The organism is Oscillochloris sp. ZM17-4 (assembly GCF_019599295.1).
In the GTDB taxonomy this organism is placed as follows: domain Bacteria; phylum Chloroflexota; class Chloroflexia; order Chloroflexales; family Chloroflexaceae; genus Oscillochloris.
Window position 1 is genome coordinate 223595 of record NZ_JAIEWN010000002.1, and the last position, 10893, is coordinate 234487.

At 69.5% G+C, this 10893-nt stretch carries 11 protein-coding genes; 8 read left to right on the forward strand and 3 right to left on the reverse strand.

Annotation, left to right across the window (positions count from 1 at the left end):
* The first annotated feature begins 123 nt into the window (after nt 1-123).
* The gene (gene lon / locus K2Z83_RS02870) at nt 124-2553 is read left to right on the forward strand and encodes an endopeptidase La (RefSeq protein WP_370650028.1); all 2430 of its coding nucleotides are present in this window, start codon (nt 124-126) and stop codon (nt 2551-2553) included.
* A gap of 19 nt (nt 2554-2572) precedes the next feature.
* Here the strand turns inward: lon and K2Z83_RS02875 are convergent, their stop codons facing one another.
* Complete coding sequence (locus K2Z83_RS02875; protein ID WP_220593672.1) at nt 2573-3241, reverse strand: SH3 domain-containing protein; 669 nt, start codon at nt 3239-3241, stop codon at nt 2573-2575.
* Nucleotides 3242-3418: 177 nt separating this feature from the next.
* Between K2Z83_RS02875 and pyrC the strand changes: the two genes are divergently transcribed.
* The 3 genes from pyrC to K2Z83_RS02890 are packed head-to-tail and all read left to right on the forward strand — an operon-like array spanning nt 3419 to nt 7942.
* Nucleotides 3419-4423 (forward strand): dihydroorotase, encoded by a 1005-nt coding sequence (gene pyrC / locus K2Z83_RS02880; RefSeq protein ID WP_220593673.1) that lies wholly within the window; start codon nt 3419-3421, stop codon nt 4421-4423.
* Nucleotides 4416-5699 carry an alkaline phosphatase family protein gene (locus tag K2Z83_RS02885; RefSeq protein ID WP_220593674.1) on the forward strand — a complete coding sequence of 428 codons (1284 nt, stop codon included), beginning with the start codon at nt 4416-4418 and terminating at the stop codon, nt 5697-5699. Before pyrC ends, K2Z83_RS02885 begins: the two co-directional genes overlap by 8 nt.
* A 53-nt stretch (nt 5700-5752) precedes the next feature.
* A complete protein-coding gene (locus K2Z83_RS02890; RefSeq protein ID WP_220593675.1) occupies nt 5753-7942 on the forward strand; it encodes a 6-pyruvoyl-tetrahydropterin synthase-related protein in 2190 nt (729 codons plus the stop codon).
* 117 nt (nt 7943-8059) lie between these two features.
* Here K2Z83_RS02890 and K2Z83_RS02895 read toward each other — a convergent pair whose 3' ends face one another.
* Nucleotides 8060-8401: a pentapeptide repeat-containing protein gene (locus K2Z83_RS02895; RefSeq protein ID WP_220593676.1), complete on the reverse strand. Its 342-nt coding sequence runs from the start codon at nt 8399-8401 to the stop codon at nt 8060-8062.
* A 131-nt stretch (nt 8402-8532) separates the two neighbouring features.
* Here K2Z83_RS02895 and K2Z83_RS02900 point away from each other — a divergent pair, with 131 nt between their 5' ends.
* The 4 genes from K2Z83_RS02900 to K2Z83_RS02915 all read left to right on the forward strand — a co-directional run bounded on the left by K2Z83_RS02900 (nt 8533) and on the right by K2Z83_RS02915 (nt 10493).
* Entirely contained in the window at nt 8533-8691 is a 159-nt protein-coding gene (locus K2Z83_RS02900; protein WP_220593677.1) for a hypothetical protein, read from the forward strand.
* 103 nt (nt 8692-8794) lie between these two features.
* Nucleotides 8795-9355, forward strand: a complete 561-nt coding sequence (locus K2Z83_RS02905; protein ID WP_220593678.1) for a copper chaperone PCu(A)C — start codon at nt 8795-8797, stop codon at nt 9353-9355.
* A 69-nt stretch (nt 9356-9424) separates the two neighbouring features.
* A complete protein-coding gene (locus K2Z83_RS02910) occupies nt 9425-10063 on the forward strand; it encodes an SCO family protein (protein WP_220593679.1) in 639 nt (212 codons plus the stop codon).
* A gap of 10 nt (nt 10064-10073) precedes the next feature.
* Complete coding sequence (locus K2Z83_RS02915) at nt 10074-10493, forward strand: FixH family protein (RefSeq protein ID WP_220593680.1); 420 nt, start codon at nt 10074-10076, stop codon at nt 10491-10493.
* Between the two features lie 11 nt (nt 10494-10504).
* Here K2Z83_RS02915 and K2Z83_RS02920 read toward each other — a convergent pair.
* Nucleotides 10505-10893: FAD:protein FMN transferase (locus K2Z83_RS02920; protein WP_220593681.1), on the reverse strand; the 389-nt coding region annotated here is incomplete at its 5' end.

The window sequence follows — 10893 nt, forward strand, 5'->3', positions numbered from 1 at the left end:
CCCTTGGCGCGGTAGTCCCCAGGACGTAACGGCCTCTCTTTGGGCGTAAACTATTGCGGATCGATGTGCTATACTTTTTTTGTATATCCGCATCGTGGGGCGCGTGCCCCCGGGAGAGCGCCTGTGTTGGAGGAGTCCTCCACCCTCTTTGACTTTTCTGCTGCGCCCGCGCGCCAGCTGTCCGATGAAGGCCTGCCCGCCGACCGGGTCCTGATCGTGCTGCCGCTCGCCGATACGGTGCTCTTCCCCAACATGCTGGCCCCTGTCTTCGTCACCGACCCGGCCTCCAGCCGCGCCGTCGAGCGGGCCATCGCCGATGACCACATCGTCCTCGCGCTCCTCCTGCGCGAGCTTGACTTCGACGGCCCGCGGATCAGCGACCTCCACACGATTGGCGTCGAGGCTGTCATCCAGCGCGTCCGCCGGATGCCCGATGGCAGCATCTCGGTGGTGCTCTCTGGCCGTCGCCGCATGCGCGTCCTCGCGCCCGTCGATGAGTCGCCGCTCCTGCGCGTCCGCGCTGAGCCCCTGATGATCGAGGAGGACCGCACGATCGCCGTCGAGGCCATGATGCGCGCCGTCCTCTCGCTCTACGAGAAGGTGACGAAGCTCTCGCGCACGCTCCCCGATGACGCCTATGTGACGGCGATGAACGTGGAGACGCCCGGCGGCCTCGCCGACCTGATCGCCTCGACGCTGCAGATCAGCGTCGCCAGCCGCCAGCAGATCCTGGAGACGATCGACCCCGAGGAGCGCCTGCACCGCGTCATCGCCCTGCTCACCCAGGAGCTTGACCTGATGGAGCTGGAGAATCGCATCCAGAGCCAGGTGCAGAAGGAGGTCGACCGCGGCCAGCGCGAGCTGTTCCTGCGCGAGCAGATGAAGATGATCCAGCGCGAGCTTGGACAGGACGACCCGGCCCACCGCGAGCTGAGCGCCCTGCGCGCGCGCCTCGCCATCGTCGGGCTCCCTGAGTACGCCCGCGCCCGCGTCGATGATGAGCTCTCGCGCCTCGAGAGTATCCCGGCCATCGCCCCCGAGTATACGGTCCTGCGCACCTACCTCGACTGGATGGCGAATCTGCCCTGGGCCTCCTTGAGCGATGATAATGCGGACCTGCGCGCCGCCGCGAAGATCCTCGACCGGAACCACTTTGGCCTGCCCAAGGTCAAGGAGCGCATCCTTGAGTTTATCGCCGTGCGCCAGCTCGTCGGCCCCGGCCAGAAGTCGCCGATCCTCTGCTTCGTCGGCCCGCCCGGCGTCGGTAAGACGAGCCTCGGCCAGAGCATCGCCCAGGTGCTCGGCCGCCGCTTCGTCCGCCTCGCCCTCGGCGGCGTCCACGATGAGGCCGAGATCCGCGGCCATCGCCGCACCTACATCGGCGCGATGCCCGGGCGGATCATCCAGCGGCTCAAGGAGGCCGCCACGCTCAACCCGGTCTTTATGCTCGATGAGGTTGATAAGCTTGGCGCCGACTTCCGCGGCGACCCGTCCTCCGCCCTGCTTGAGGTGCTCGACCCGGAGCAGAACCACGCCTTCAGCGATCACTACATCGACCTGCCCTTCGACCTGAGCCGGACGCTGTTTATCGCCACGGCCAACATCGTCGAGGATATCCCCGACCCGCTGCTCGACCGTATGGAGGTGATCGAGCTGCCCGGCTACACCGAGGAGGAGAAGCTGCAGATCGCGCGCCGCTTCCTGGTGCCCAAGCAGCTCGCGAATAACGGCCTGCCCCCGGGCGGCCTGCGCCTCCCCGACTCGACGCTCAGGGCGGTCATTCGTGGCTACACCTATGAGGCCGGGGTGCGCAACCTTGAGCGCGAGATTGGCGCGATCTGCCGCAAGGTGGCCCGCCGCGTCGCCGAGGGCCGCCCCCGCCCGCAGCTGATCACCCCGCGCGCCGTCGAGCGTATGCTCGGCCCGCCCCGCTTTGATATCAGCGTTGCCGAGGAGCAGGATCAGGTCGGCGTGGCCACCAGTATGGTCTACACCGGCAACGGCGGCGACACCATGCCGATCGAGGTCTCGCTGATGGACGGCAAGGGCGGCATGACTCTCACCGGCCAGCTCGGCGATATTATGCAGGAGTCGGCCCAGGCGGCCCTCTCCTACATCCGCGCCCACGCCGCCGACCTCGGCGTCGATGGCAAGCGCTTCGAGAAAGTCGATATCCACCTGCACGTGCCCGAGGGCGCCACGCCTAAGGAGGGACCCTCGGCCGGTATCACCATCGCCACCGCCCTCGTCTCGGCGCTCACCGGCCGCGCCGTGCGCCGCGATGTGGCGATGACTGGCGAGATGACGCTGCGCGGGCGGGTGCTGCCGATCGGCGGGGTGAAGGAGAAGGTGCTGGGCGCCTACCGCGCCGGGGTGAAGCACGTGATCATGCCGAAAAAGAACGAGCGGGACCTCGTCGAGATCCCGCCGGCGGTGCGCCAGAAGCTTGTCTTCACCTTCGTCAGCCAGATCGAGGAGGTCCTCGACCTTGTGCTCGGCCCGCCGCCGCCCAAGCGGCCCAAGCGCACCGTCACGAAGGCGGAGAAGCCGTAGGGCGCAGCGCGCTGCGTCCCTACGGCTCCGGGGTCAGGAAGTCCACCGCCACCCAGCCCTCCTGGCCATCGGCCGCCTTCACCTTGCGCCACATATAATCGCCGCCGGGGGCGTCCTCGCCGACCTGCTCGACCCGCGTGCCGTCGGGCAGGGTGGTGATCGGCGCGCCGTCGGTGGATGGGGCGGGCCTGAGGAAGAGGCCCTGGCCGCCGGTGCCGGTGACGGTGAAGAACTTCGGGGCCGGGGGCGTGGTGGGCGCGAGCGTGGGCTGAATGATCGGGGTCAGGGCGCTCCCCGCGCCGACGCCGACGCCGGCGAAGCTGGTGGGGGCCAGCTGATCTTCGATGCCGAGCCCGGCGCTGCGCTGATCGTTGCGGCCGTAGGCCAGCAGGGCGATCAGCAGGATGAGCACGAGCGCGGCGACCCCGGCGATATAGCGCCAGCCGCCGGACTGGAGCCAGAGCTGGAACTCCTGCGGCGAGGTGGGCAGCCCGCCCGGCCCGCGCTTCGCCGACCGCGAGCCGGTGGCCCGCTCGCTGCGCCAGCCTGGGTTCACCGGCTCGCGCTGGCTCCACTCGTCGCCGCCGGCGCTCATCCGCTCGGTGCGCTTCGCCTCGCCCCGCCCGCCATCCTCGCCCGAAAGCCGTGCCGTGCTGCCGCGCCGCTGACGCTCGCTCCCATCGCTCATGCGAATCCCCCTATCTCTTCAGCATAGCCGTGCGCATGATAGCATAGGACGGGCTGTGCTACAATGCGGGAGGCCAGTGTTGAATGTTGAATGTTGAATGCTGAATGCTGAATGCTGAATGCTGAGCCATTCAACATTCAGCATTCAACATTCAACATTTCCACCGAAGGTGAGTGAATGCAGCTCCAGCTTACCTCGCCCCTCGATATGCACCTGCACCTGCGCGATGGGGCCATGCTCGATCTGGTGGCGCCGCTGAGCGCCCGCGACTTCGCCGGCGCGGTGGTGATGCCGAACCTGGTGCCGCCCGTCGATAGCCTGGCCCGCCTGGAGGCCTACGGCGCGGCAGTGCGGGCGGCCACTGCCGGCCATGTCTTCGCCCCCTCTATGACGCTGTTCTTCCGGGCCTACGATGAGGCCGAGCTGGCCGCCGCCCGCCCGCAGATCATCGGCGTGAAGCTCTACCCCGAGGGTGTCACCACCAATAGCGCCGGGGGCGTGCGCGACCTGGGGGAGATCGAGCCGACCCTGGCCGCTATGGAGCGGCTCGGCATCCCGCTGCTCGTCCACGGCGAGAGCCACGGCTTTGTGCTCGACCGTGAGGCTGCGTTCCTGCCGGTCTACGCGCGCCTCGCCCGCCGCTTCCCGGCGCTCACCATCGTGATGGAGCATATCACCACGGCGGCCGCCGTGGCCCTGCTTGATGAGCACCCCAACCTGCACGCCACCGTCACCCTGCACCACCTGCTGATTACCCTGGACGATGTGGCCGGCGGGCTGCTCCAGCCCCACCTCTTCTGCAAGCCGATCGCCAAGCGCCCCGAGGACCGCGCGGCCCTGCTGGCCGCCGCCCTGCGCGCCCACCCCAAGCTGATGTTTGGCAGCGACTCGGCGCCCCACCCCATCGACCGCAAGGAGGCCGCCGGCTGCGCCGCCGGGGTATTCACCGCGCCGGTGATCCTGCCGCTGCTCGCCGAGCTGTTTGAGCGGCACGACGCCCTGCCGCACCTCCAGGCCTTTGTGTCCGATAACGCCCGGGCTATCTACCAGATCAGCCCGCCCGCGAAGACGATCACGCTCGCCCGCGAGCCGTGGGACGTGCCCGACAGCTACGGCGATGTGGTGCCCTTTCGCGCCGGGCACACCCTGCCGTGGCAGGTAGTTATGAGGTCGCATGATTAACCAGGAAGCTGTTCAGGCCGTCGCCCAGGCCCATTTTAGCGGGCGCTTCGTCCGTCCGCTCTACGACAGCTACTGCTTCGCCCGCGTCCCCCATACGATCGAGTCTCTGCTCACCGGCGCGGCCACGCCCGGCCTGCCGCCCGCCGCCCTCGCCGGCCTGCCCGAGCGCTGCGAGACGGTGATCTTGATCTTTCTGGATGCCTTCGGCTGGCGCTTCTTTGAGCCGCGCGCCGAGCGCTACCCCTTCCTCAAGCGCTTCCTCGATGACGGCGTGGTCTCGCCGCTGACGACGATGTTCCCCTCCACCACGGCCGCCCACGTGACGACGCTGAACACCGGGCTGCCCCCGGCGGCCAGCGGGGTGTTCGAGTGGTTCTCCTATGAGCCGCAGCTCGATGCGATCATCGCGCCGCTGCTCTTCTCCTTCGCCGGCGACCACGGCCGCGAGACGCTGTCGTCGGTCGGGGCGCGCCCGGCCGATCTCTTGCCGAGGGGCACGCTCTACGACCGCCTCTCGATGGCGGGGGTGCGCTCGACGATCATCCAGCACCGCGACTATGCCGGCTCCTCGTTTACGCGCACGGTCTGCGCCGGGGCTGATGTGGTGCCCTTCCGCACGATGCCCGAGGCGCTGACGCTCCTCTCGCAGCGCCTGACGAACCGGCCCGGCCCGGCCTACTACTACCTCTATGTGGATACGATCGACGCGGTGTCGCACGTCTACGGCCCCGACAGCGCCCATGTGGACGCGGAGATCGATACGGTCCTGACCTCCCTCGACCGCCTGCTCCACCCGGCCCTCCAGGCGGCCCACGGCGATGTCGCCCTGCTGCTGGTCGCCGACCACGGCCAGATCGGCGTGGACCCGGAGACGACGATCGCGCTGAACAAGGTCTTCCCCGGGCTCGCCCACGCGACGCGCACCAGCGCCGACGGCGCACCCCTTGTGCCGGCCGGGTCGCGGCGTGATATGTTTCTCTACATCCGCGACGAGCGCCTGGCCGAGGTTCACGCCGGGCTGACGAGGGCGCTGGACGGGCGGGCCGAGGTGCATCGCACCGCCGACATGATCGCCGCCGGGATGTTCGGCGGCGACCCCAGCCCGTCCTTCCTCGGCCGGGTCGGCAACCTGGTGGTGCTGCCCTACGCCGGCGAGTCGGTCTGGTGGGAGTTCGCCGAGCGCGGCAGGTTCGAGTCGACCTACCGCGGCTCGCACGGCGGCCTCACCCGCGACGAGGCGGTGACCCAGCTGGCCGCGCTGTACTATGGTGGGTAGGGGTTGGGAGTTGGGGGTTGGGGTTGGATTTGAATAGACGTGACAGACGATTGATGCATTCTGATAAGCAGAGAGCCCCCAGCCCCAAGCTCCCAACCCCTACCCCCCGCCAGTGGGCCACCGCCCTCGGCTGCTACATCCTGTCCGGACTGGCCCTCACCTGGCCCCTGGCGACGCGCTTCGCCACGGATCTGCCGGGCGCATCCCATAAGGACGGGCTGGAGGACGCCTACCAGAATGTCTGGAACCTCTGGTGGACGGTGCGGGCGCTATTCCGCGGGATGAACCCGCTGATCACCGACCGCTTCTTCTTCCCCGAGCGGCCGAACCTGTTCTACCACACGCTCTCGCCGATCAACACGCTGCTGGCCGCGCCGGTGACGGCGCTGTGGGGGCCGATCGCTGGCTTCAACGCGGTGGCCATGCTCTCCTTCGCCCTGGGGGGCCTGGGGATGTGGGCCCTGGCCCGCTCGCGGGTCGGCCACGGCCCGGCCCTGCTGGCCGGCCTTGTCTATGTGGCCAGCCCCTTCCATATGGCCGCCCTGCTCAGCGATGGCCAGCTTCAGATCTTCGCCATCCAGTGGCTGCCCTGGTATATCCTCTTCCTGCTGCGGGCGCTGCGCGGGGGCGGCCGCAGCAGCGCGCTGCTCGCCGGGGTCGCCCTGACGCTGACCGCATGGACGGACTGGTACTACACGCTGTTCCTGCTGATCTTCACCGCCGGGGCGGTGGCGTGGGAGGTGTGGTATGGCCTGGCGGGGCCGAAGCAATCCGCGCCGGATGGCTCAGGGGCGAGGTATGCTCTGGTGGGGCGGATTGCTTCGGCCCTACTGCTGGTGGGGGTCGTCTCGGCGGCCGGGGCGGCGCCGCTGGTGGCGCCGATGCTGGTGGAGGCCACCCGGCACACCTACATGACTGTCTACCCGGCCGAGGACCCGGCGCGGCTCTCGGCCGACCTGCTGGCCTTCCTGGTGCCGCCGCGCGCCCACGCCCTCTGGGGCGGCGTCCCCTGGGCCTGGGGCATCTCCTACGGGGTGAACCGACGATTCTACCTGGGGCTTGTCGTCTCGGCCCTGGCCCTGCTGGCCCTGTGGCGCCGCCCCGCCGCCCGGCCCTGGGGGCTGATGGCCCTGGCCTTCGGGGTGCTCGCCCTTGGCGCCGAGCTGCGCGTTAACGGCGTGGGCACGGGCCTGCCGCTGCCCTACGCCCTGCTCGCCGGCCTGCCGGTGGTGCGGCTCACCCGCCAGCCCGACCGCTTCGATATCTTGGTGACGATCGCCCTGGCGATGCTGGCCGCCCACGGCGCGGCGGCGCTGCTGGGCATGCTCGGCGCGCGGCGGCGGGCATGGGCGCCGGCCCTCCTGGCCGCCATGTCCGCCCTCGTGCTGATCGACTACCTGCCCGCGCCGATCACCACCCGCGCGCCCGAGGTGCCACCCTTCCTCTCCCGCCTGCCCCACAGCGACGACGGCGCGATCCTGGAGTTCCCCTTCCACGACGATGTGCCCTACCGCGACGCCGAGCGCATGCTGTTCCAGACAGTCCACGGCCGACCGATCAGCGGCGGCTACCACTCGCGGCTCTACCCGCAGCCGCAGCTCGGCCTGCCCGCCCTGCGCGACCTGCGGGCCGGCGCGCTGGGCAGCGACATCGCCGCCGAGCCGGGGGGCTGGCCGGCCGCCCTGCGCACGGTCGGCTACCGCTATATCATCGGCTACAAGCAGCGCCCGCTCGGCCCGATCAACCTGCAGCCCGCAGACGAGGCGCCCTTCAAGGCGCTTGTCGAGGCTGGGCTGGGCGTCGCCGGGCCGATCTATGAGGACGACTGGCTGATCGCCTATGAGGTGCCCGACGTCGCGACGGCTCCCGTCGTCCAGATCCGCGACGGCTGGGGTCCGGTGGAGCGCCCGTCCGACGCCGCGCCCTACCGCTGGCTGGGCGAGTCGGCCGAGCTGGGGCTGTTCGCGCCCGAGGCCGGCGACTACCTGCTGAGCCTGAGCGCGCAGCCCGCCGGCGGCCCGCGCTCCCTGCGCCTGGAGCTGCCTGGCGGCCCGGCCGAGGTAGCCCTGCCCGCGGGATGGCGGCACTACCGCCTGCTGCTCGGCCTGCCCGCCGGGCGCACGATCATCGGCCTGCGCGGCCTGGAGCCGCCCACGAGCGGCGATGCGCTGGAGGGCAACGGCGATACCCGGCCGATCAGCGTGCGGGCCTCGATGATCACGCTGGGGCGGGCCGACAGATAGCCTGGCCGCACGGTGTGCCGCTGATGGCCGCCGGCAAGAGCGAAGCGTGGATCGTCGCGGCCGTGCGCACCCCGCAGGGCATCGCTATGGTGGGGGATGGCGCCGGCTGAGGTCGGCTCAGGCGCCGGGCTCCTCGGGCGTGACGGCCAGCCCCAGGATCGCGGCCAGCTCGGCCGCCTGGCTCGGCGAGACGATCGCGCCCTGGATCTCGCGCAGGCCCACCTGGAGGCCGGCGAGCGTCGAGCCGCGCAGGTCGGCGCCGCGCAGGGTGGTCTCGCGGAAGTCGGCCCCGGTCAGGTCACAGTCGCGGAAGATCACCCCGCTCAGGTTCGAGCCGGCGAAGGATGCCCCGCGCAGCGCGCAGCGCTCAAAGCGGACGGAGCGCAGGGTCGCGCCCCAGCAGCGCAGTGCCTCGGCGTTGCCGCGCTGGACGAGCACATCGTCGAGGCGGCCAGCCAACCCTCTGCATCATCCACTGTGCGGCCAGCGCGGGCTATGCATCTACCGGCGACGATAGCCACGATGGCGACGATAGCCACCTGCTCTGCGCACTCTCCTCAGACCCAGCCACACAGGAAGGCCACATCCTTGTGCTGGCCTTCTGGCCGAGCCTGCCGGCGATCATGGGCATCGCGCTGGCCCAGATCGCCCTGCTGCTCGCCCTGCCTCTCCTAAGCACCGCTCCGCTCCGCTCGCTCGCATGGAGCCCGCCGATCCCCCCCCCGCGCATGAGCGCGCCCTCCCGCTAGCCACATACAGATTGCAGATTGCAGGTGATAGTCTGCAGCTTGCACACTGTACCGTCGTATTATGCTCTCTACCAAAACTTAGTACAGAAAGAGATATATACCCATGCGACAGCGCATACAGATTCTTGGGATCGCGCTCGGCCTCCTGCTCCTCGCCGCCTGCGGCACCAGCCCGGCGAAGATCAGCATCAGCGAGCCCTGGGCGCGGGCCGCCGCTATGACCGGCGCGTCGGCCTCCGGGGGGATGAATATGGGCAACAGCGAGGCGATGTCCGGCACGATGGCGATGTCCGGCACGATGAACATGGGCGAGGGCGCCATGGGCGAGGGTGCCATGGGTGCGGCCAGCGGCGGCACGAGCGCGGCCTACCTGATGATCACCAACAGCGGCGGCAGCGCCGACGCCCTGATCAAGGCCGAGAGCGATGTGGCCGATAACGTCGAGCTGCACACCATGGTCATGGATGGCGACGTCATGAAGATGTCGCCGGTCGAGAAGATCGACATCCCCGCCAACGGCACGGCCGAGCTGAAGCCCGGCGGCTTCCACGTGATGCTGATTGGCCTGCGCCACGACCTGAAGGAGGGCGATATGGTCAAGATCACCCTGACCTTCCAGAACTCGGGCACGATGCAGGTCGAGGCGCCGGTTCGCAAGCCGTAAGGAGAGGGGACGTGGGGGCAGGGGCAGATTCTGCCCCCGCCCCTCCCCCTTGATCCAAAGGAGATCGCCATGCCCCGGATACGCCTTGCGCTGCTCGCGCTGCTCGCGCTCCTGCTGAGCGCCTGTGCCACGAGTGCCACGCCCACCGCCCCCACAGCCGCCGGCAGCGTGGACTCCGATCTGCCCACGGCGGGGACGGAGATCACGCCCCCCAAAGAGCTGACCGACTTCACCCTGCCCAGCAGCGAGGGCGGCGCGCCGCTCAGCCTAAGCGACCTGCGCGGTAAGCCGATCCTGCTCTACTTCGGCTACACCTTCTGCCCCGATGTCTGCCCCACCACGATGTCAGAGTTTATCCGCGTCAAACAGGATCTCGGCGACCAGGCCGACCAGCTGACCGTGCTGATGGTGAGCGTCGACCCGGATCGCGACACACCCGAGGTGATGGATCGCTACATGAAGGCCTTCGACCCGAGCTTCATCGGCATGAGCGGCGACGACGCCACCCTGCGCAAGATCGGCGGCGAGTACGGCATCTACTACAAGCGCCATAACGTCGAGGGCAGCTCGGCGGCCTATCTGGTGGATCATAGCGCCGCCACCTACCTGATCGACACGCAGGGCCGGCTGCGTATGGTCTACAGCTACGGCACGCCCCATACAGTGATGGCGCCCGACGTCCAGCGCCTGATCGCCGAGGGCAGCTAGGAGGTCGCGTATGGCTCGCCGTATCCTCACGCTGGCGGGAGCGATCCTGCTCGCCCTCAGCCTGAGCGCCTGCGCATCCACGGCGCTGCCGACGCTGTCTACCGGCATGGTGCGCGCACAGCTCGCCAGCGAGGGCATGACATTCACCCTCGATAGCGCGGTCGCCCCGAAGATCAACACCACACAGCACCTGCGGGTGACGCTGACCGACGACGGCGGCCGCCCCATCGACGCCCAGAGCGTCTACTTCGACCTGAAGATGGACATGCTCTGCCTGAGCGGCAGCAAGCCGGTGGCCACCAGCGTCGGGCGCGGAGGCTACGAGGTCGATGTGGTCTATGTCATGCCCGGCGACTGGGAGGTGACGGCGGTGGCTGACATGGGCGACCACGAGCTGAAGACAACCTTCCCGATCAGCGTGACGGAGTAGGCAGCGCAGGGCTAGGCCAGGTAGCCGGCCCAGCCCGCGCTGGGCAACTGGCCCCCATCCTCGCAGAGCACCATGCCGGCGTAGCCCGGCCGCCCCTGAAGCCAGGCAATGCCCTCGCCGCCCAGGATAAAGAGCAGCTTCGCCGCCACCTCGGCCTCGCGGGCCGAGGGCGCGACGGCCGTCGCGGTCAGGGCGGCGGTTGCGGCAGGCAGCCCGCTGCGCGGGTCGATGATATGGTGGCGCCAGCTGTCGCCCACCTTCCAGCGCCGGTAGTCGCGCCCTGAGGTGGCCACGCCGCCGCCAGAGAGCAGCAGCAGTCCGAGGGGCGCATCGGCGTCGCGCGGGTTATCCACGCTGATCGCCCAGGGCTGGCCGTCGGCCATGGGGCCGCTCACCGCGA

Coding starts and splice junctions, on each gene's coding strand:
- K2Z83_RS02875 (WP_220593672.1), bottom strand. CDS start 3,241: ATGAGCGATGGGAGCGAGCGTCAGCGGCGCGGCAGCACGGCACGGCTT.
- pyrC (WP_220593673.1), top strand. CDS start 3,419: ATGCAGCTCCAGCTTACCTCGCCCCTCGATATGCACCTGCACCTGCGC.
- K2Z83_RS02885 (WP_220593674.1), top strand. CDS start 4,416: ATGATTAACCAGGAAGCTGTTCAGGCCGTCGCCCAGGCCCATTTTAGC.
- K2Z83_RS02890 (WP_220593675.1), top strand. CDS start 5,753: ATGCATTCTGATAAGCAGAGAGCCCCCAGCCCCAAGCTCCCAACCCCT.
- K2Z83_RS02905 (WP_220593678.1), top strand. CDS start 8,795: ATGCGACAGCGCATACAGATTCTTGGGATCGCGCTCGGCCTCCTGCTC.
- K2Z83_RS02910 (WP_220593679.1), top strand. CDS start 9,425: ATGCCCCGGATACGCCTTGCGCTGCTCGCGCTGCTCGCGCTCCTGCTG.
- K2Z83_RS02915 (WP_220593680.1), top strand. CDS start 10,074: ATGGCTCGCCGTATCCTCACGCTGGCGGGAGCGATCCTGCTCGCCCTC.